This is a genomic window from Luteibacter sp. NPDC031894 (assembly GCF_050273135.1).
Classification (GTDB): domain Bacteria; phylum Pseudomonadota; class Gammaproteobacteria; order Xanthomonadales; family Rhodanobacteraceae; genus Luteibacter.
Map to the genome: position 1 here is coordinate 199,060 of NZ_JBNNMV010000006.1, position 21,321 is coordinate 220,380.

A 21,321-nucleotide genomic window follows, 5' to 3' on the forward strand; every position below is an offset into this window, starting at 1 on the left:
GACATCAATGTCTGCGCCGCCGAGCCACCGGGCGCCCCTGCGGCGATATTGCCACACTTTTTTAAGGAATTTCTCAAGGGTGTCTTGCGGCAGCGCAGATTGCCCCGCCCCCGGGCCCGCTGCGATACTCGACGGGTTTTCCGCCTCGAAAGGCGGCCTTCCGAGTCTTACGGAGTACCCCATGTCCGACATCGTCATCGCGGGTGCCAAGCGCACCGCCATCGGTTCCTTCCTCGGCCAGTTCACCGGCGTCCCCACGCCAAAGCTGGGTTCCATCGCCATCAAGGCCGCCCTCGAACAGGCCGGCATCGCTCCTACCGACGTGAGCGAAGTCATCATGGGCTGCGTGCTGCCCGCCAATCTCGGCCAGGCCCCCGCGCGCCAGGCATCGCTCGAGGCCGGCCTGCCCGTTTCAGCCGGTTGCACCACAATTAATAAGGTGTGCGGATCCGGCATGAAGGCGCTGATGTTCGGCCACGACCTGATCAAGGCGGGCTCGGCCAGCGTCGTGGTGGCGGGCGGCATGGAGTCGATGACCAATGCGCCGCACATGGTCGCCGCACGCACTGGCATCCGCTACGGCGACGGCCAGCTGGTCGACCACATGGCGTGGGACGGCCTGACCAATCCTTACGACGGCAAGTCGATGGGCGTATTCGGCGAGCAGTGCGCGGACAAGTACCACTTCTCGCGCGAGGAGCAGGACGCCTACGCCATCGCCTCCGTCGAACGCGCGCAGGCCGCGCAGAAGAGCGGCGCCTTCGCCAACGAAATCGTGCCCGTCACGGTCCAGGGCCGAAAGGGTCCGCAGGAGTTCGCCGAGGACGAGCAGCCGGGTCGTTCCGACGTGGCCAAGATCCCGACCCTTCGTGCCGCGTTCCGCAAGGAAAACGGCACGATTACGGCGGCGAGTTCCTCCAGCATTTCCGACGGCGCCGCCGCGCTGGTCCTGTTGTCGGCGGACGACGCCAAGGCACGCGGGGTGATACCGCTCGCCCGCATCGTTGCCCACGCGACCCATTCGCAGGAGCCGGAATGGTTCACGACGGCACCGGTCGGCGCGATCTCCAAGGTATTGGAGAAGGCTGGCTGGAGCGCCGGCGACGTCGACCTTTACGAGGTGAATGAAGCCTTTGCCGTCGTTCCCATGGCCGTGATGCGGGAGCTGGGCGTGCCGCACGACAAGCTCAACGTGCACGGCGGTGCTTGCGCGCTGGGCCACCCGATCGGCGCCAGTGGGGCCCGCGTCGTGGTCACCCTTCTCAATGCCTTGACGGCCCGTGGGGCAAAAAAGGGCGTCGCCGCGCTCTGCATCGGTGGCGGCGAGGCAACGGCGATCGCCATCGAACTGGTGTGAAGCCCACGTCGAAAGGCGCACGTAGCGGAACAATCACGCGATATGGATAGGCTTTAATGCGCCCTGAAGCGAATTGGCTCCATCTGTAGCTAAGTGAGTACAACTGAGCTATTAATACGCCCGCCTAATGGCATTCCACGGCTAAGGAGAAACAAAATGAATTTGACGCGTACCCTTCTCGCCTCTGCGCTCGTCGCGCTTCTGGCAGCTTGCAGCAACGGCGCGCAGGATTCCGCGCAAGACGCCCAGAAGTCGGCTGCCGATGCACAGCAGCAGGCGGACAAGGCTCAGCAGGCCGCGGACCAGTCGCAGAACGCCGCGACCTCGCAGGCTGCCGACCAGGCTCAGCAGGCTTCCGACCAGGCGAAGGACGCTGCTTCGCAGGCCCAGGCTGCCGCTTCGGCCTCGACCTCGGGTGGTTCCGACATGGCGAAGGACGCCGCTTCCAATGCCGCCGATCAGGCCGACAAGTCGGCTGACCAGGCCAAGGACGCTGCCGACAACGCCAAGAGCGCTGCGGACGACAGCAAGAAGTAAGCCCTCCGGGTCTGCTTCCACGATGAAGAACGGCCACCTTCGGGTGGCCGTTTTCGTTTGGGCGGATGGCTCGAATCCCCATCTGTCGCAACGCAGCGTTTGCCCCGCGAGTCGCGCCGTTATCATGTGGGTTTCGCCCGGCCGTGCCTCCTCATGCCTATCCTCACTTCGCAGATCGATACCCGTTCCGCCGAATACCATGCCGCCAGCCTGCGGCTGCGCGCGCTGACGGAAGACCTGCGCGAGACCTTGCGGCGTACCGCAGAAGGTGGCGGCGCCAAGGCGCGCGAGAAGCATGTCGCGCGCGGCAAGCTGCTTCCCCGCGAACGCATCCGCGCCCTGCTCGATCCGGGCTCCCCGTTCCTCGAGATCGCGCCGCTCGCCGCGCATGGCATGTATGACGACGCGGCACCGGCGGCCGGCATCATCGCCGGCATCGGTCGAGTGATGGGGCAGGAGGTCGTCGTCCTGGCGAACGACGCCACCGTCAAGGGCGGCACGTATTTTCCAATGACGGTCAAGAAGCACCTGCGCGCGCAGGAAGTGGCCATGGAAAACCGCCTCCCCTGCGTCTATCTCGTGGACTCCGGCGGCGCGTTCCTCCCCCTGCAGGACGAGGTGTTCCCGGACCGGGAGCACTTCGGTCGCATCTTCTATAACCAGGCGCGCATGAGCGCCCAGGGGATCCCGCAGATCGCCGTGGTCATGGGCTCGTGCACCGCCGGCGGCGCCTACGTTCCCGCGATGAGCGACGAGACCATCATCGTCCGAGAGCAAGGCACGATTTTCCTCGGCGGTCCGCCACTGGTGAAAGCTGCCACCGGCGAGGTGGTCGATGCCGAGGCGCTCGGTGGCGCCGACGTACATACGTCGGTGTCCGGTGTCGCGGACCACTTCGCGGAAAACGACGCTCATGCACTGGCCATCGCCCGCGATATCGTCGGGTCGCTCAACCGGGTGAAGAAGCAACCGCTCGCGGTGCGCGCCCCACTGGAGCCGCGATTCGCTGCCGACGAGCTCTACGGCGTCATTCCCGAAGACACGCGGCGCCCGTTCGACATCCGCGAGGTCATCGCCCGCCTCGTCGACGATTCGGAGTTCCACGAGTTCAAGGCGCGCTACGGAAAGACGCTGGTCACCGGCTTCGCGCACATCCATGGTTACCCGGTGGGCATCGTTGCCAACAACGGTATCCTTTTTGGGGAGTCGGCCCAGAAGGGCGCGCACTTCATCGAGTTGTGCAACCAGCGCAACGTGCCGCTGGTGTTCCTGCAGAACATCACCGGCTTCATGGTGGGCCGCAAGTACGAGAATGGCGGCATCGCGAAAGACGGCGCGAAGATGGTCACCGCGGTGGCCTGCTCGCACGTGCCGAAGTTCACCGTGGTCATCGGCGGCAGCTTCGGCGCCGGCAACTACGCCATGTGCGGCCGTGCGTATGGCGCCCGCTTCCTCTGGATGTGGCCGAATGCCCGGATCAGCGTCATGGGCGGCGAACAGGCTGCCTCGGTCCTCGCCACGGTGCGCCGCGATGGCATCGAAGCGGGTGGCGGCCAGTGGAGCGCGGACGAGGAAGAGGCGTTCAAGGCGCCGATCCGCGACCAGTACGAGCGCCAGGGACACCCTTACTACGCGAGCGCGCGGTTGTGGGACGACGGCATCATCGATCCGGCGGACACGCGGCGCGTGCTCGGGCTGGCGATCTCCGCGTCCTTGAATGCGCCGATCGAGCAGGGGCGGTTTGGCGTCTTCCGTATGTGAGGCCGGCGTCAACAATGTCGCCTAAGTCCCTGCCTTATCGACATTCCCTGCGACCGTGATAACCTCATCGGTCCATGTCCGACATCGACGATCGCGCGCCTCCCGAGATCCTGACGCCGTCCGGCCTCAACCGGCTGGTGCGCGACCTGCTGGAAGACGCCCTGCCCATGGGCGTATGGATCGAGGGCGAACTGTCCAACGTGGCACGGCCGGCGTCGGGGCATGTCTACTTCACCCTCAAGGACGCCAACGCACAGGTCCGCTGCGCCATGTTCCGCATGGCCGCCTCGCGGCTGCGCTTCCGTCCCGTGGACGGCATGCACGTACTCATGCGCGCGAAGGTCGGCCTGTATGAGGCGCGCGGCGAATTCCAACTGGTCGCCGACCATATGGAGCCGGCCGGCGAAGGCGCCTTGCAGCGGGAATTCGAACAACTCAAGGCGCGCCTTGGTGCCGAAGGACTGTTCTCCCCCGAACGCAAGCGCGTCCTGCCCGCTTTTCCGCGGCGCATCGGCGTCATCACGTCGCCCTCCGGCGCCGCCATCCGCGACGTGCTGAGCGTCATCGGGCGCCGTCTCGGACTGGCCGATGTCGAGGTGCTGCCGGTACCGGTGCAGGGTCGCGAGGCGCCACCGGCGATCGCCTCGATGCTGCGCCGCGCATCGGCCAGCGGCCGCTACGACGTCTTGCTGGTGACGCGGGGCGGTGGGTCGCTGGAAGACCTCTGGGCCTTCAACGACGAGACCGTCGCACGCGCCATCCACGCCAGCGCGGTTCCCGTGGTGTCCGCCGTGGGACACGAGGTCGACTTCACCATCGCCGACTTCGTTGCCGACCTGCGCGCGGCCACGCCGTCTGCGGCGGCAGAACTGCTCGTGCCGGACCGCGCCGATCTTGCGCGCCAGCTGGAACGCCTGCGCCAGCGCATGGCGACGCTGGTGACACGTCGGCTCCAGTCATCCGCGCAGCGCACCGATAACTGGCAGGCGCGGCTCAACGCGCAGCGGCCACAGGCGCGACTGGCGCGCGACGCGAACCGGCTCGACTCGCTGCGCCGACGGCTCTTCGTCTCCATCGGTCAGTCCAACCATCTCCGCCGCGCGCGTCTGGAGCGCCTGCAAGCCCGCCTGGCGGCACAGCATCCGAAGCTGCGCCTCACGCCTTCACACATTCGGCTTTCCGAATTGCGCCAGCGCATGGCCGCCAGCATCTCGCGCCGCATCGAGCGCGATCGCCTGCGCGTCGCCGAACAGGCACGCACGCTTCACGCCGTCAGCCCTCTCGCGACACTCGAGCGGGGCTACGCCATCGTCTTCGACGAACGCGACGCGGTCGTGCGGCGCGCCACGGATGTCGCGGTCGGCGAGCGGGTACGCGTGATGCTCGGCGATGGCGAACTGAAGTTGCTCCGCGACGAGTGACTGCAACGTCTCACGGGAACTGAACGCTCCGGCTACGATCATGGGCGCTGTCGCCACCGCAGGGATACCTCCCCGTGCTCCGGAAAAACTACCCCTACTACCTCGCGAACGCCGCCGTCAAAGGCAAGGCGAAGCTCGACGTCATCGACAAGTACACGGGCGACGTCGCCACGCGCGTCGCCCTTCCCGACGCCGCCGTCCTGCTCCGGGCCATCGAAGCCGCACACAATGCGAGCGGCGCGATGAAGCGCTTCAAGCCTTTCCAGCGACAGGCGGTCCTGGAGCATTGCGTGGCGCGCTTCCGCGAGCGCCGCGACGAACTCGCCTACGCGCTCTGCGTCGAGGCAGGCAAGCCGATCAAGGACTCGGCCGGTGAAGTCACCCGCCTCATCGAGACCTTCAAGATCGCCGCGGAGGAAGCGGTGCGTATCAATGGAGAGACGATCAACCTCGAGATCTCCGAGCGCAGCGCCGGCTACCACGGCTATACGCGGCGAGTCCCCCTCGGACCGGTCGCCTTCATCACACCGTTCAACTTTCCGCTCAACCTCGTCGCGCACAAGGTCGCGCCCGCCATCGCCGCCGGCTGCCCGTTCGTGCTCAAGCCCGCCGAGAGGACTCCGCTAGGCGCCCTGATCATTGGTGAGGTGCTGGCCGAGACGGACCTGCCGAAGGGTGCGTTTTCGATCCTGCCGATGGAAGGGCGCGATGCGGAAGCACTGGTCACGGACCCTCGCCTGAAGTTGCTCTCGTTCACTGGCGGACTCGTGGGTTGGGACCTGAAGGCGAAGGCGGGGCACAAGAAGGTCGTGCTGGAACTCGGCGGTAACGCCGCCTGCATCGTGGATGGCGACCAGGGCCACCAGCTCGATGCCGTGGTGGAGCGCCTGGTTTTCGGTGCCTTCTACCAGTCCGGGCAAAGCTGCATCAGCGTCCAGCGCATCCTCGTGCACGACGACGTCTACGACGCGCTGCGCAGGAAACTGGTGGCGAAGGTCAGGGCCCTGAAGGCGGGCGATCCGAAGAAGAAGACGACCTTCCTGGGGCCGATGATCGATGCCGCCGCGGCGGAACGGCTGGAGGGTTGGATCGGCGAAGCACGGAAGGCCGGCGCACGAGTCCTCTGCGGTGGCGGTCGCAAGGGCGCCATGCTGGAGGCGACGCTCCTCGAGAACGTGCCGTCCGACGCGAAGCTGCAGCGAATGGAAGCCTTCGGACCAGTCGCGGTATTGCAACGCTTCCTCTCGTTCGACGAAGCGCTCGCAACGGTCAACGATTCCGACTTCGGGTTGCAAGCGGGCGTCTTCACGAACGACCTGCGCCATGCGATGCAGGCGTGGGACACGCTGGAACAAGGTGGGGTGATCGTCAACGACGTACCGAGCTTCCGCGTCGACAACATGCCTTACGGCGGCGTGAAGTCATCGGGACTCGGGCGCGAGGGTGTGCGTTATGCCATCGAGGAAATGTCGGAGACGCGGTTGATGGTGATTCGCGACGTTTGAGGGCGCAGGCTACGATCCTGGGACGGGCTCGGCCGGCTGCAGCTCGCCGATGACCGTGGGGATGAGTTCCGACACCGTCGGATGGATCGGAACCGCCCACTGCAGCGTGTCGATGGAGGCGTCCGCGTTCATCATGTCGAGGATGCCGTGGATGGCCTCGTCGCCGCCGGTACCGAGGATCGCGGCGCCGAGGATCTTTTTCGTTTCCGCGTCCGCGACGATCTTCATGAATCCCCGGGTTTCGCCCTTTTCCACCGCGCGGCCGACGCGTGTCATCGGACGCTTCGCCACGAGCAGCGGCCGGCCCGTCTTGTGCGCCTGCGACTCGGTCATTCCGACACGGCCCAGCGGCGGATCGACGTACAGCGCGTAGCCGAGGATGCGGTCGCTCACCTTACGCAAGGCGCCGTCCAGCAGGTTCGCCGCCACGATCTCGTAGTCGTTCCATGCGGTATGGGTGAAGGCCCCCTTGCCGTTGCAGTCGCCCACTGCCCAGACGCCGTCCGCCGTCGTGGCGAGGCCGTCGTCGACCTTGATGTAGCCGCGTTCGTCCGTCTCGATGCCTGCGTGCTCAAGTCCGAGGTCATCGGTATTCGGCCGACGTCCCACCGCCAGCAAGACATGCGTGCCGACGACTTCCGGCGCACCTTCGGTACAGTCGACGCCGACCGTGACGCCCTCGGCGTGCCTGCCGAGACGTATGCAGCATGCGCCCGTACGCACCTCGATACCCTCGTCCTCGAGGAAGGCGCGGATTTCCGCGGAGGTATCCTCGTCCTCACGCTGCACAAGGCGCGGTCCCTGCTCCACCACCGTCACTTTTGCACCGAAGCGCCGATACATCTGCGCGAACTCCAGCCCGATGTAGCTACCGCCGACGACCACGAGATGACCGGGCACCGATTCGAGCGGAATGATCGTGCTGTTCGTCAGGTAGTCGACCTCGTCGATACCCGGGAAATCCGGAACGTTCGCGCGGCCGCCGACATTGAGGAACACCTGCGGCGCCTCGATGGTTTCCCCGTTCACTTCTAGCCGGCGTGGACCGACGAACCGTGCATGTCCGCGAATGAACGTGAGTCCGGGCATACCGGCCAGCCAGTCCTCATTACCCTTGCGTGAGTCGAGGATGACCTGGCGCGCCCGTGCAGCGATGGTGGGCATGTCGATGGCGATCGGACCCGTCGTCACGCCGTACTCCGCGCCACGCTCCGCGAGGCGTGCGGCATAGGCACTGGCGACGAGTGTCTTCGTCGGTTTACAGCCGGTATTGACGCAGGTGCCGCCGACAAGATGGCGCTCGACGATGGCGACGGTCTTGCCCGCGCCGGTGAGGCGGTTTGCCAATGCAGGCCCGGCTTGCCCAGCCCCGACGATGATGGCATCGAACGTGCGGGACATGGCGGATCTCCGGATAGGGCGGTCTGTCCATGCTATCGGACATCGCCTGGAACTACTGGTGACCCCGGCCCGATTCGAACGGGCGACCTTCCCCTTAGGAGGGGGCTTGTTCGCGGCTCTGGAATGCGGGTTACGGGACGAAGTGTGCTTGCACTGTGCTAATTCTAGCCTATCGCCGCTTCCTATTCGGCCTCTTAGGCGGCACGTACTTGGCCGAGAAGGCGTCATATCGGGCCTGTTGTTCCGGCGTGTTCTCGGGCAGTTCCTGGCGCGTTCTGTACGGCCCGACACTGGGACTTGCCGCAGCCCGTCCAAGGTCGAACAGGCGGGGCTTCGCGAACCTCTCGACCCACGCCACCGCCTTAGTCTCGGAGGGCGCCCTGTATCGCCCTACAGGGCCGACCCACCACGTCACCCACCACTGGCCTTCCTCGCATGTCACGGACGCAAACGGCCCGCCCTGGTAGGCATAGCTGGCGTCGAGTCGGTTACCTACACGGTCCCATACGATCATGGGCCCATGATGACAGGCTTAGTGGTAGGCGGGATCGCCTGAAGGCTGGACGCGGCTCGCCTCTGCGGGCGGCTGGCAGTTGACCCCGGCCGTGCATGGCATGTCTGTGTTGAGCTTCTGTGCCCGGGCGTCCCAGCGTATGTCACCGCGGTCCGGCTGGCTTGCAACGTTAGCCAGGACCCAAGCAATCACGACGAGCATGATTCCCGTGATGATTTTCGACTTCAATGGCACCGGTTCAGCAGTCATAGATCGATTCCCCTGGTTACCCATTCACAATATCATCACTTGCGAAGTAGCTGCCAGTTGAGCTTTATCGAAGCCCCCGCCGCCGCGGCCAAGGTGATCGTGAACGAGGTGGTCGTCTTGCTGAGTACCGCCCAGGCAGGGGCCGCAGAACCTTCCCAGCTTCCAATGATTTCGTAGGTGGTATCCAGTTCTGGCGTGGGAAGGGTCTGTGTAAAGCTGGTCCCTGTGGACGCCACTGACAACTGGCCGAAAATGGGCACAGGTGCACACCAGCGGGTCATCCGGACTAGTGGTCGGTAGACATGAGAAGCTGCGAACCCACCGGGGTGGTTCCAGCCGGAACCGCCATGGACGTCGATCGACGAGCTGCCATCACCCCACAGAAGGCTGTTCTTCACCGAAGGGACATTCGTCCGATATTCGCCGTACGAGAAGTCAGCCGCGGTAAGTATCGTCTGCACATTGGAAATCACCTTGGGAGTGAACTGACCGCCGAGACGAACGATCGGTTGAGTCAAGTATGGGTCGTTGTACTGACCAATGCTCCCATCGGCGTCGTAGTAGATGCGCATGACATCGTTGCTCACCTCGATGGTGAGAGCGATATAGCTGCCACCCGGAGGGTTAAACGTGAATGTCTGCGTCGTAATCGCTGCCGAATCCGATCCACCGCAGAAGAACGCGCACTGCAAGGTCGTAGACGTTGGGCGGAGGATCTGAACGAAGTCGTTCACTCCGTTGCCATAGTTGACCGTGATGTAGTTGGTCGCGGACAGGTTGGCCGCAGTCATGTTGATGCGGACCTTGAAGTCTCGGCATAGCTTCGTGCCGGTGATAGATGCCCCGCCCGACCCATTGCTGACGGCAAGGACCGTATCCCCACGGGTCATGATGCTGCTTGCAGGATCGAAGCCATCGCGCACCATGCAGACCTTGCGGTGGAAGTCGAGCAGACCTAAGCCGTTGTACTTCGCGAAGCTGCGCGTCAGACCCGCGGCCATGTCCCGCCCTTCGTTGCCAGCCTCCCCTTCGGGGAAGGCCGTGGACGCCGGATTGGGAACGAGGTTCGTGCAGAAAACGACGCTGGGGATCTTCGCCCAGCCGTTAACGTAGGACATCGTGTTGATATACTCGTTGACTTTGACGGCCGTGGAGTCGTTCATGCCGAACGAGAAGATCACGAGGTCAGGCGCCAAGTCCTTGACGTAATCGATCCACGCCTTGCCCGGCGTAACAGCCCACGGTATGCCGCTCAAGGACGATCCGAATACCGAGCCAAGGGTCATGCCAGCGACCGATCGGTCATAGAATGTGACGCCGTTGGGCATCTGCTGGTTGAGCGTGTCCCTCAACGTCTCGACAAGAAGATCAGAACGGGCAATCGAGTTGGCGAAATACGTGCTAATACTATCGCCCACCAGCACAACGACGGGCTTTGCCGTCTGGTTGAATCGCTTCAGGTGCTTTCCAGCAATAACGCCTTGGTCAACGAAGCAGTCTGAGGCGGCGTTCTCGGGGACCACGGCCTTGCGGTAGACGCCCGTCAGGCTTCCCTCGCCTCGGAACGTGGCATCGGCAACGGCCGGATTGGTGAGGGACGCACCGATCCCATTGACTGCGGCGGTGACCTGTACGGTATTAGCTGCCGTCGCCGCTTGGGTAACGTTTCCGTAGTCTTCCGCGTTAACCCGCAGATTGCGAAGCTTGGCAAGAACAGTACGGGTTAGCGCCCCAGCGAATCCGCCGACAAACGAAAGCTTGCTGGCGTTGATGCCAGCGTTGGAGTTGATGTTGACGTCGGTAAGCTGACCAGCACCTACCCCCGTAGGGCCGAGATTGACGATGGCCGTACCACTTTCGTTCCAACCGACGAGCGAGCCCGCCTGTGGCACCGGAAGCTCGCCCGATGCTGGCGGGAACGTCCCATCAGGAAGCGTCAGCACGCGGGACTGCTGGTCGGAAATCTGCTGGATCTGCATCTCCAGCCGGTCAGCCATATCTTGGTGCAACGTGGGGAAGAAACCGGCCTGATTCTTAAAGCTAGTCGGCTGGGTATACGGAAGAATGCGCTTGACTAGCAGGTTCTTTCCACCGCTTACTGGCGCAAACGTGGTAACCGTGAATCCATCGTCGTCATTCGCGCCACTGATGCTGTAGTCGCTGTTGAGCACGAGCGGCACGGACGTTCCGGCGATCTGATCGACCAACGACACAACCACATCGGTCGCGGCGAAGATACGAAAATCGCAGTCGAAAAGCTGAGTGACGCCGTTACCCTGGAACGTCCGAGAACTCTTGGTTGTGGTGACGGGCATGGGTATCTCCGGGCAAAGAAAAACCGCCTTTCGGCGGTCAGTTGGCTATGGTTTCGGGATTAGGGGCCCGGGTAGGTGTCGGCTGGTCAGGCTCCCACCAACTGGTCCTATGCTGCTGTCTTGCTCGTGCCTTCATTCGCGACAAATAGCCCGGCGAGAAGTAGTCGGCTACCTGGTTGAAGATCAGTCGGTCCATGGCCGCACGGGTGTAGAACAGCGTGGCGCCTGGGATGTACGCCTTGAGCGCGTTGACGGCGTTGGCGCCGACTGGACGAAGCTTCCTCGCTACATCGGCGTCGGGGTCGCTGGAACTTGCGATGGCCTGCTGCGCTGCGTTGAGAACGACCGAGGCATCGCCGACTAGCGGCCCACCGATCGTCTCCGCCAGCGTGTTCCCACGGCTTCCGTAGGTGTTGATCAGGAAATCACCGTACAGGCCAAGTCCGCCTCCAGTCGTCAGGCCAGCGATCCAGTTCTTACGACCATCGCTCTCGCTCGGATTGAGCGTTCGCGGGTCGCGACCATTCACCAGGTCTTTGATACTGTTAGCGATGACGCCCATGATCGTCGACCCAGCAATCAACGCGGCCATGTACGCTGTGCTTCCGCGCTTCGTCTCGAACGCATGCAGGGCACGATCCATGTGCTGAGCCGTCAGTTCGAACGAGAACGACTTGAACAAGGAAAAACTCTTGGCGATGAATCCGCCAAGACCATCGGCCGACTTGTCAGCACCTAGGCGCACGCGAGTCTTCACGCCAGGCTCGATGACGGCCCGATCCTGCTCTGCGATAACGAAAGCCATGAGATTAGATGCGGCACGGTCCCGTGCCAGCGCCGGACTTTCGTTCGTTACAGCGGCGATGGCCGAGTCAGGAATCTTGTAGATCGATTCCGGCGTCAAAAGGGTGCTGTTCCCACCCCAGTTTTCCGGGGTCGCTAGGCGCAGGACGCCCCAATCGGCATCCGTGATTCCGGAGTGCTTCAAGAACCGCTGGTCCGCATCGTTGAGCTTAGCGATGGAATCGACGTCACGGACGGCCTTGCCCACCTGATCCATCATGCCGTAGCTGAAGGCGCGGCGCCTGGCTTCGGTTAGGTACGGAAGGAGCGTCACCTTCATGAAGGTGTTCGCCAGCTTGGACGACCAGCCATGCGCTCCGACATCGCCGCCGAAGCGTGACATCGATTGCGCGTACTCGCGGACCATCAGGCCGGCCGATTCACCGATGCGCTTCTCCGCAACGTCCAGCGGGTTCAGTGCGCGAATCTCGTTCAGAAAGATCTTGAACTTCGGGATGCCATTGACGTGGGCCGTCAGGTAGATCGTCGCGTAGTCTCCGAGCGACGAGATAGCCGTGCTGCCCAGCTTCAGGACGTTGAGGTTCCGCCATGTCTGAATGGCCTTGCCGTGGAACGACTCCGGAGGTGCCGCCCCGTTCCCGGCTTGGTAGTTATACAGTCGCTCGGCAAATTCGGCCTGGTTCTGTACACGACCTAACCGCTTTGGGTCCGCCTCTACCGCCTTGGCACTTTCCTGCTCCAAGAACTGGGCGAATTGCCGATCCGCATTGGGTCCGAACTGCTCGATAAGCGCGATGTCGCGCGCCATGCGGTTGACGTGTCCCAGCATGGCGTCAAACACGCCGCGCTCGCTAAAGACCTGCATGGCCTGGCCGTAGGCTTCCGGGCCATTAAGGTGGATCTGACGCTCCGCGCTGTTGCGGTTGGCCTTGATGCCACTGCCGATGCGCTCGCCTCCGATGATCTTGTTCGCGCCACCCGTTGCGACGCTTTTCCATGCCTCGTCGAGGAAGGCGCGCATCTCCGGATCGGAATAGGCGCGGCCGTCATCGTGCACGTACTTGGTGCGATCCATCAGCGGAAGCATGGTGTCGGTCCATGCCCGCTGACCTGCCTGCAACAGATTCGCCTGCGACCAGCTATGCGGCATGCCCCAATTGTCAAGACGACCGATGTCGCCGCCTGCCGCATTGAAGCGCTGGCGAAGCCGCTCCGCGATTTCGTGGAAGTCGTCGGCCGCGGCCTTGAATTCCTTCGGCACCGAGGTATCGCCGTGCAGGGCACGAACGAGAACGGCTTCGGCCTGCTTGTCGCGAATCAGCTTCAGAAACTTGCCGCCCGCCACATCCCAGCTTCGCGTGAGGAAGGTCGAAGCCGTCGAGGTGATGCCGTGAATCTGTCCTTCCAGCGACGTGATGTTGTTCTTTCCATCGGCCCGACCTGACAACATCCGGGTAAGGGCCGTCACGCCATTGTCGTCGGCGCCACTCGCGATCTGGCTATCGATGTAGTTCCGCATGCGGTCATGGGCAAGGATCGCCATGGCGGTGCGGTGCCGCTTTTTGGCAGCTTCGGCAATGATCTCCGTTGCCGCCTTCTGCCCCGCCTGCATCAGACGGTCGCCTTGGCTGAGTGACTGCCATCCCTGCGGATCGGCCTGGGCCAAGCTGCGCATGGCGAGCCGGATGCGGTTCTCGATGTCCCTGGTTTCGCCTTGGTTCGGGGTGCGCCCTAGGGCTGACCGAACGGCCTGGATGCATTCCTGCCTCATGCGGCCTCCTCTCCGAAACGCAGGAAGCAAGCCACCGCGGCCTGGATGCCGGAGCTTGTCTTCTCTGCCTGGGTGACTTCTTCGTCAGCCGCGCGCAACGCGTCAGCCGCGGTGGTCCCGTCTTCTAGGACGAGATCGGGGGTTTCAGCGACGGATTGGCGCGCGAGGTTAACCTCTGCATCTCGCGCCGGATCGAGTCCAGTTCGCTGCTGAGTTTCCGAATCTGCGTGAGGATTTCCCGGCTCCGCTCGTCGAGCGCCTTCAGGTCCGCCATCTGCTGCGCCGCTTGGCGACGTGTCAGCGGAGCCACGCGAACTTACTTGCTGTCGCTGAGGTTCTTGCGAAAGTTCGCTTCTATCGCGCCGTACAGTTTCTCGCGGTACTGCTCTCTCTCGGCCCGCTGCGGCGAACCCTGCCCGTGTCGCGTCTGAGACTCGACCGGCTTGGTGTTCTTGCGCAAGGGCAGCTTGAAGCCTTTCATGGAGACCATTGTCCTCCACCCTCGGGATGTCCGCAAGATCGGCCAAACGGCCATTTCCGCGGCCCCGGCTATTGTCGAAAGCACGGATATTGACCCGGTCATCATCCTTGTACTTCTCAGCCAGGCGCTCCATCACGTCCCTGACCCCAAGGTGGGTACGGGCATGCTCCGACAGGGGCACTGTCCGCCCCGTCCCGAACTCGGCCCGCTGCCTCTCCGCCCGAGGTAGTGCCCCGCCCGTGAGGGCTTCGACCGGATCACGGTAGACATAGAGGATTTCGACGTTCCTCCCTGCCTCAAGCGCCTGCTCTACCTTCATCTCGGCAGAGGCGTAGGTGTTCATGTTGGTGTCGTAGACGATCTCCGGAGGCCGCTCGGCGGCAAGTCCGCGAATCGCCGTACTCTTGCCCGCTCCGGTGCCTCCGGCCGTGAAAAGTACCGTGGGGTCCATGCCTTCGGGAGTCGGCTCAGCCAGCTTCTTGGCATAGAGCCGCTTGATCGTCTCGCTGGCTGCTTCGTGGACGTCAGCGGAGCGGGTGCGGTCGGCCAGATACTCCGGGGCGAGCTCGCGCGCCGTATCCGTATTCAGGACGCGACCGCCCTCGGAATCGTGGCGCTGGGCGTACTCGGCAAACACTTGTTCCGGCTGACCGTCCAGACGCGCCATCAGGGCGTCGTTGGCAGCGATGGCGGCATCGGATCGCTCGATAGCGGATAGCTCATCCGGCGAAACACCGTCACTGACAAGCGCCTCTCTCACGGCGCCGTCCTGGGGCGCCACCTTTTCGCCGCGGTCGAGAAACTGAGCATCCCTGACCATGGGATCGACGGCAACGGCTTGGCCGTCGAGAAGCTGTCCCGTTGCAGTGTCCAGCGCGTCCACATGGGCCGCTGTGGAGCGCGCATCGACCGGGACACCGGGAGCCGCATCCGCGATGCTATCCGCGTTCTTGGCCGTTACGGCAGCGTCCAGCACATCGGCGGATATTCTCGGCCGCTCGGTGGCACCATGAGGAAGCAACCCGAAAGCGCCACCGATCACCACGTCCGCGGCAATAGACGCCGCATCGTTCCAGCGCTGCTGCTGGGCCTGCGCGGTATAGCCATTGCTGGACAGGATGGCCGAATCAAGGGCCCGCGTACCAGCACCAAACGCCAGGTTCGTGGCGGCACCCGAAGCCACCCGAGCAGCAATGGTCTTGCCCACCGTGGCCGAGAATCCACCGGCAAGCAACGAGCCCGCGGTAAGCGCACCAGAGGCGAATGCCGTGTTGCTGTCTACGCCCTCGGCCTCAAGGTCCGCTGAACGCTCATAGCCAGTCGTCAGCGCGCCCGCAGCGAGGCCGGACCCTGGGAGAAGGACGTTGCCTACCGCGACGCGCGTAAGTACATCCGAGACGCCGTAGAGCGTTTGCCCGACAAACCCCGTCGTGGTCGGATCGGGGCGGTAGGACTCGGCTGTCTCGCGGCGAAGATCCTCAATCGCGCGATGCTGCTGGTTCCATGGCGCATCCTCCATGCCGTCCTTGTAACCAATGGCGTCGGCGTAGGTGTTGCCGAGAATGTCGTTGGCGTCCGTGGCGAAGCTGGCCGTGGACAAGGCGACACCCGCCGCACCGGCCGGAATGCCAGCCAAGCCGCGCCCTGCCCCCGTAAAGATGCCGGGGCCACTGGGCGCAGGCGTAGCGGCTGGCTGGGTGCCATAGAGGGCGTCAAATCGCGCCTGCTCGTCCTGGCCGAGGCCGTTCTCGTTGAGGTCCGTCACTGGTTCACCACCGTGGCCGGGGTGGATGCTTGGCCGGAAAGGTCGCTTGGCCCGAAGGACAACTTGGGACCGCCGATCAGAAGTCCCTCATTCCTTGCCTTCCGGCCATCCTGCTGACTTGGCTCCGCGGGCTTCTGCCAGGTAGGCGAAATGCGGAGCACGACCGGGCGGCCGTTCTCATCGCGAATAGGCGCTTGCCCATTGCTGACGGCATAGACGCCATCACCGATGCGGTCGAGGTCGTAACTGTCCACGTCCACATCGAAGGCGTCGGGAACCGTAGCCTTGACCTGGCTCCATGCGTCGGCCGCGGCATCCTTGAAAGTGTTTCCATCCATTCCATAAGGCGGTATCACGACCTTGCCGTTCCAGTCGGTGACGGCGCCCACCGTGGCGCGCGCGGCTGTGATGGCGAGGTTGTCGTCAAGCGCGCCATCGGATATGCCCTTCTTCGCGGCAAGACCGGCGTACATGGCCCTGAACGCCTGGAATGACTGAACATCACCATCCGGATCTCCACGGAAGGCATCACCCACCTGGGCGGACCACACGGAGCGAAGTCCGTTGGCCCCACCGTCAGAAGGCATGGCGAACTTCGGAGCGCCATTCGCGTCCTTGTCAGCCTTCGTCGGGTTCAGGAGGGCCTCCCCAGTCAGCATGGTCTGCGCGATGGTGGTGGCATCCATATCCACGGGCGCCTTCCACCACAGCGCGCCCTTGCTTCCCACCTGGGCAGCCCGCTGAGCGCCCATGATCTGCCCAGCGATAGCCGTCGTCGGGGAGTTCGGCTTCACGATACTCACGATCTGCGCGTAGTCCGCGGGCTGGAGGGCGTTCGCCAGCTTGCCCATCGTCTCGGCCTTTACCGTCGCGGGCTGGTCGTTGAGGTACGACGAGAGCGCCGTGGCTTCGGGCTTGGTTAGGAGGCGATAGGGCGCCTGGTACGCCTGCGATATGGTCGTCGCCGGTCCGACGCGTGAAGCAATGGAGTTCGCGATCTTGTCCGGGGATGACGTGTCGAGGTTCTGGAACCCACCGATCCCTACCGTCTGCGCCCATAGCACCGGGTCGGCGGCACGCGCCTTGATGGTCTGATCCATGGCCGAGATGAGCGAGTTCTGCGCCTGCTGCTTGACCGCGAAGTTCTCGCCGGGCTGAGGGGCGCGGGCCTGTGCCAACTCCTGCATCTGCTCCGGTGTAAGCGTCTGCACGGTCTGGAGGTCTTGCCCAAGCTGCATCTGCGCCTGGTAGGCGCCGTAGCGTTGCATGCCCTCACGGTCACCATAGGCGCCGGTGAACTCCCCCAGCGTGAGCGGCTGAGCGACGGACTTGCCCACAGAAAACGCGGCCGAATCGTCGCGTACCCGCTGCTCCAGAAGGCCGCGCCCCTCGACCTGACGACGGTTCGTCTCGGCTCGTGCTCGGTTGTACAGTTCGACGATCTGGCCCGTATCCAGGGCATCGACTGCGGGGTTACCCGACTTTCCAAGCGTTCCATCATGCGGCTGGTCGCCAGGCACGACAATGCCGCTACCGTTTACCGCTACGGCCGGATGCGGGTTCGACAGCTTCGTCTTGCCCAAAGCCGCCTCGACACCCGTCTGAACCTGCTGCGGCGTGTAGTGCCCCGGGCCGTTCTCGTGATCGACCACGGCCTGCGTAAAGGCCGTCAGCGTCGCAGGGTCTTGCAGGTCGATGTTCCCATTCGGGTCAACCCCCATCTGCTTAGCCACCGCGTTGATGTAGGCCGCCGTGTTGTTCTCGTTCGGCGGCGCCCACTTCGTGATGAGGTCGGATACGGACTGCGCGCCCTGCCCCTGCATGTGCTGCGCATTAAGGGCGAGCGCACGTATGCCATGCTCGGGGGTCGCGAACGACTCATACTGGGGATCAGCCGAGGCCGTCTTGCCCTCCCACTGCACATCAGTCTGTATGAGGTTGCCGGGGTTGTTGTTACGGACACCTCGCGGCGCGTTCGCATCGCCACCTGCGGTCACGCCAGGCGTGGCGTACTGCCCGAGCTTCAGACGGGCGGAAAGGTCAGCCAACGCGCCTGTGGGGTCTTGCAGGATGAGTGCCTGCACGTTATCCACATTGGCCTTCTGTACCGCGGCGTCGATGCCCTTGTTGAACTTATCGATGGTGAAGCGGGCATAGTCCTCGTCCCAGCCCTGCGCCGCCGCATGCTGAGCGATGGAATTGATGCCGTCCGCGCGCGCTAGCTCGGCGCCATTGATGTCGCCTGCCGCTGCCTTGGTTGTCGCAGCACTCGCAGCACTGCCTACGGCGCCCTCGAACGCCTGCCGTTCAAACTCATTCTTCTGGCCTAGCGCGTAGGAGTTTGCGCGGTCAAGGATCTGGTTTCGGTGGTCGGCGTAGATGCGGTCAAAGCCCTGTTGCTGGCTTGGCGTCATCGTCTGCCGTAGCTGCTGGGAGTAGGAGGTCAGGTCGTCGTTGACCAGCTTGGGCACCTGTAGCCCGTTCTGGCCCTGGTAGCTGTAGACGCCGGACTGGTTACTCGGATCGAACCACTGCCGCTCGTGATCGGCAAGCTGCACCCTGGCCTGGTTCAGTACTGCGGCGTCGGCCTTCTCCTGCTCGCGCTGGAAGATTTCTCCACCGATCCGGGCAAGTTGAGCAACGCCCGGACCTATGCCGTTGTCGAAGCCACCGCTGCCACCCCGGACCCGAACGCCAGGCATGGCGATGGGATCGACTTGTCCACTAGAAACCCGCGGAACCGTGATCGTCATTATTGCTTCCACCCGTTGCCGTAACCTGCCCACCTCGTCGAGTAGGACTGGGTGCCCGCTGTTCCGTTATAAGAGCCGCCCGTAAGCAACGTGTTTCCTGGCTTGGCGCCTCCGCCTCCAAGCGAACCTCCAGCCCCGTAGAACGCGCCCACGGTCGATCCAGCGCCCTGAATAAGCGTCCCTGTGGCCGCGGAGTTACCCGCCCACTTGGAGTAAGCCGCCTGCCCCTGATCGCTCAGGGCTTGGACTTGGAAACCGTAGGACCGCAGGGCCGCATTGGTCCGTGCCTGCCGTTCGTCCTCGGCAGTGAAGATTGCCGTGTCGCCGAGGATGTCGGCCGCGCTGCCCGTGGTGCTGTCCACGTTGTTCGCCGCGAAAGCGGCAAGCTGCTGGCCTCGGGCAAGGTTGCCGCGGATGCGCGCCTGATCGGCCTGGTAATCGCCGAGGGCAGCGGCATTGGCAGCCTGCTGCTTATCGAGCTTGGAGTTTTCCTCGGCGACATCGGCCGCGTACTGACCCTGCTTTTTCTGCTGGTCCGCACTGTACACGGCGCTCGCCGCGGTGATGGCAGCAATAACCCACGGGACGGCTGCTACTGCGCACATAGGAGGAATCTCGCTTCTTTTCCGTGGATGTCGAATCTCGCCCCGAGCCAGCGGAGCCAGCGTAGGGAGAGCGTGCTTTCGATGTAGGCGGCGTTAGCCAGGACCGGATAGCGGGTGTGGAGACCGGCAACCACATCCCGAGAGCGGCGCGCGAAGGCCCGCCAGTGCGTTACAAGCGCATCCGTTCCTAGCAGCCATGCAATCGCCGTCCCGCCGATGATCGAGACGGGGATGACTCCGAAGATCGCCGCAGGCTCGCCATCGAACAGCGCGGTCCAGGCATCGCCGGGATGGCCGAGGCTGTGATTGAGGGCGGCGCGAGGCGTATACCCGCCCATCGCCATCACCTCTTTCGCATCCTCAGTGCGCATGTGCTCAGCAACGTGCGCCACATGCCAGTCCTCGACCGGAACGAAGCGGATATCAACCACCGGCCACACTCACATCGGGGATGACGCCGAGGATGCAGGCAGGGAGTGGGTCATCTTCGCGGACGAACACCCGTCCGCTGGTGCTGAACGTCGTGTCGATGTACGCCTCGACGAGATCGTTCTGGAGACTGTTCGGGTTGTAGTACCCGTCTGTGATGACTCGCGGCGGCGTCTCCCGAAGCCTGCTCGGGCCCGGCCCAACCTTCAGACCGCGGGTCTGGTTCACGACCAGTGACACCTTGCTGATCGTCTTGCGCTTGTCCCGCACGCTCTCCTGGCCGATGACGTTGACTTCCAGCGTCTCGAAGTCGGCGACGATGGGAAGGCCGATGTGGACGACGGCGGCTGGGTGGTCAAGCGACAGCGCACCTGCCGCGACCTTACGGGGCAACACCACGTTGCCATCGGCAAGGATGGATACGGTCTGCCCTTCGAGGTGGTCGAGGCCCGCGAACTTGATCGGGCAGTAGTCCCATACGGCGATGGGAGTGTTCCGGAACTCCGGCTCGATGTTTCCGATACCGCGGACCGTGACAAGGTTGGGCGTCTGGTAAGCCCTGATTTCGACCACGCGCGGATCCGTGCCAGAGCCGTACAGCTTCACCCACGCCCCAACGCTCGCCGTTGAGAATCGGCTGGTCGGGCAGTAGAGCGTCAAGTCCTCCTGATCGCTCCATGTCACGCCGCCGCTCAGGGTCATGGGCGACGTGGCGAACCCATTGGTGTTCCTGCCGTCGTAGCTCAGGCCAGCATCGACGAAGAAGGCGTCACGCTGGTCCGTAAAGAACCGGTCGCCCATGCGCTCGACGTATCGCACCGTCTGCCCGTTGATGACTCGACGAACGATGACGTAGACAACGTCTGTATCGCCCTCCGTGATGGAGCACACCGACTCATAGAAGCCGTTCGTTGTGTCGCAATGGAACCAGCCGGATACCTGCTGCTCCTTGAAATAAGCCAGGCCGAGCAGGACTCCGTCGTCGCGCACCGCCCATACCACCGAGAACGGCGCCTGCTGGTATGTCCAATCGACGATCCGATGCCCTTGCACAAGGTGAGAGGCGAAGATCGTCAGGTCGCTGCCGGTGTAGGAATCGACGGCGAACTGATAGCCGATGTCGCGGACGTATGACCCTCGCCCCTGGATGAACAACCCCGTGTCACCTACGACGAGGCCGGGAACCTTGGCGGCGCCATACTTGGACTGCGGCTTGAAGCTGACCGTCGATGGCGTCAGCACGTCGTTGGAGCCGCCGCCCGTCTTCCACTCCCCGCCCGTGGTCAACATGATCATGTTGTCGAGCGGAATCAGGTCCGTAATGGCGTTGACCTGCTTGGCGTTGAGTGTGGCCGTGATGGCGTCGTCGTCTGCGGTGGGAACGCTCTTACCGAAGTTGTTGTAATTATTGATCTTCGTAGACCAGATGGTCTGTGGATTGCGCATCGTGCCCGCGAAGAACAGGCGGGAGGCGAAGAACTCCACTTCACCCGGATAACCCACCGCATCACCCCAGGCACCGAGCGCCCACAGGTCCGAGGCGTTGACCGATCCCTGGGCGTATTCCTTGACGGTGATGGGCGCACCCGCTGCGGGAGGCTCAAGGAAAGTGATCGTGTGCGCGGTGTTGTCGATGTTCCAACCCTGGGCCAT

Annotated in this window: 13 protein-coding genes; 5 read left to right on the plus strand and 8 right to left on the minus strand. The window is 63.7% G+C overall.

Features of this window, described 5'->3' with window-relative positions:
- Positions 1–181: 181 nt before the first annotated feature.
- From ACQKIE_RS15990 to ACQKIE_RS16010, 5 genes are all read left to right on the plus strand, one after another.
- Positions 182–1,357, plus strand: a complete 1,176-nt coding sequence (locus ACQKIE_RS15990) for a thiolase family protein (RefSeq protein WP_427460886.1) — start codon at positions 182–184, stop codon at positions 1,355–1,357.
- 156 nt (positions 1,358–1,513) lie between these two features.
- Positions 1,514–1,894 (plus strand): hypothetical protein, encoded by a 381-nt coding sequence (locus ACQKIE_RS15995; RefSeq protein WP_427460888.1) that lies wholly within the window; start codon positions 1,514–1,516, stop codon positions 1,892–1,894.
- Between the two features lie 153 nt (positions 1,895–2,047).
- Positions 2,048–3,655 carry a carboxyl transferase domain-containing protein gene (locus ACQKIE_RS16000; RefSeq protein WP_427460890.1) on the plus strand — a complete coding sequence of 536 codons (1,608 nt, stop codon included), beginning with the start codon at positions 2,048–2,050 and terminating at the stop codon, positions 3,653–3,655.
- A gap of 74 nt (positions 3,656–3,729) precedes the next feature.
- On the plus strand, positions 3,730–5,076 hold the full coding sequence (gene xseA / locus ACQKIE_RS16005) for an exodeoxyribonuclease VII large subunit (protein ID WP_427460892.1): 1,347 nt from the start codon (positions 3,730–3,732) through the stop codon (positions 5,074–5,076).
- Positions 5,077–5,150: 74 nt separating this feature from the next.
- The gene (locus ACQKIE_RS16010; protein ID WP_427460894.1) at positions 5,151–6,581 is read left to right on the plus strand and encodes an aldehyde dehydrogenase family protein; all 1,431 of its coding nucleotides are present in this window, start codon (positions 5,151–5,153) and stop codon (positions 6,579–6,581) included.
- Positions 6,582–6,590: 9 nt separating this feature from the next.
- Here ACQKIE_RS16010 and ACQKIE_RS16015 read toward each other — a convergent pair whose 3' ends face one another.
- The 8 genes from ACQKIE_RS16015 to ACQKIE_RS16050 all read right to left on the minus strand — a co-directional run bounded on the left by ACQKIE_RS16015 (position 6,591) and on the right by ACQKIE_RS16050 (position 21,321).
- The gene (locus ACQKIE_RS16015; RefSeq protein ID WP_427460896.1) at positions 6,591–7,982 is read right to left on the minus strand and encodes an FAD-containing oxidoreductase; all 1,392 of its coding nucleotides are present in this window, start codon (positions 7,980–7,982) and stop codon (positions 6,591–6,593) included.
- A gap of 798 nt (positions 7,983–8,780) precedes the next feature.
- Positions 8,781–11,060 carry a hypothetical protein gene (locus tag ACQKIE_RS16020; protein ID WP_427460898.1) on the minus strand — a complete coding sequence of 760 codons (2,280 nt, stop codon included), beginning with the start codon at positions 11,058–11,060 and terminating at the stop codon, positions 8,781–8,783.
- Between the two features lie 37 nt (positions 11,061–11,097).
- Positions 11,098–13,635 (minus strand): hypothetical protein, encoded by a 2,538-nt coding sequence (locus ACQKIE_RS16025; protein WP_427460900.1) that lies wholly within the window; start codon positions 13,633–13,635, stop codon positions 11,098–11,100.
- Positions 13,632–15,881 (minus strand): zeta toxin family protein, encoded by a 2,250-nt coding sequence (locus tag ACQKIE_RS16030; protein ID WP_427460902.1) that lies wholly within the window; start codon positions 15,879–15,881, stop codon positions 13,632–13,634. The genes ACQKIE_RS16025 and ACQKIE_RS16030 overlap by 4 nt, the downstream gene beginning before the upstream one ends.
- Positions 15,878–18,634, minus strand: coding sequence for a hypothetical protein (locus tag ACQKIE_RS16035; protein ID WP_427460904.1), 2,757 nt, complete (start codon positions 18,632–18,634; stop codon positions 15,878–15,880). Before ACQKIE_RS16035 ends, ACQKIE_RS16030 begins: the two co-directional genes overlap by 4 nt.
- Positions 18,634–19,239: a hypothetical protein gene (locus ACQKIE_RS16040; protein ID WP_427460906.1), complete on the minus strand. Its 606-nt coding sequence runs from the start codon at positions 19,237–19,239 to the stop codon at positions 18,634–18,636. Before ACQKIE_RS16040 ends, ACQKIE_RS16035 begins: the two co-directional genes overlap by 1 nt.
- The gene (locus tag ACQKIE_RS16045) at positions 19,227–19,670 is read right to left on the minus strand and encodes a hypothetical protein (protein ID WP_427460908.1); all 444 of its coding nucleotides are present in this window, start codon (positions 19,668–19,670) and stop codon (positions 19,227–19,229) included. Before ACQKIE_RS16045 ends, ACQKIE_RS16040 begins: the two co-directional genes overlap by 13 nt.
- Complete coding sequence (locus ACQKIE_RS16050; protein ID WP_427460910.1) at positions 19,663–21,321, minus strand: hypothetical protein; 1,659 nt, start codon at positions 21,319–21,321, stop codon at positions 19,663–19,665. Before ACQKIE_RS16050 ends, ACQKIE_RS16045 begins: the two co-directional genes overlap by 8 nt.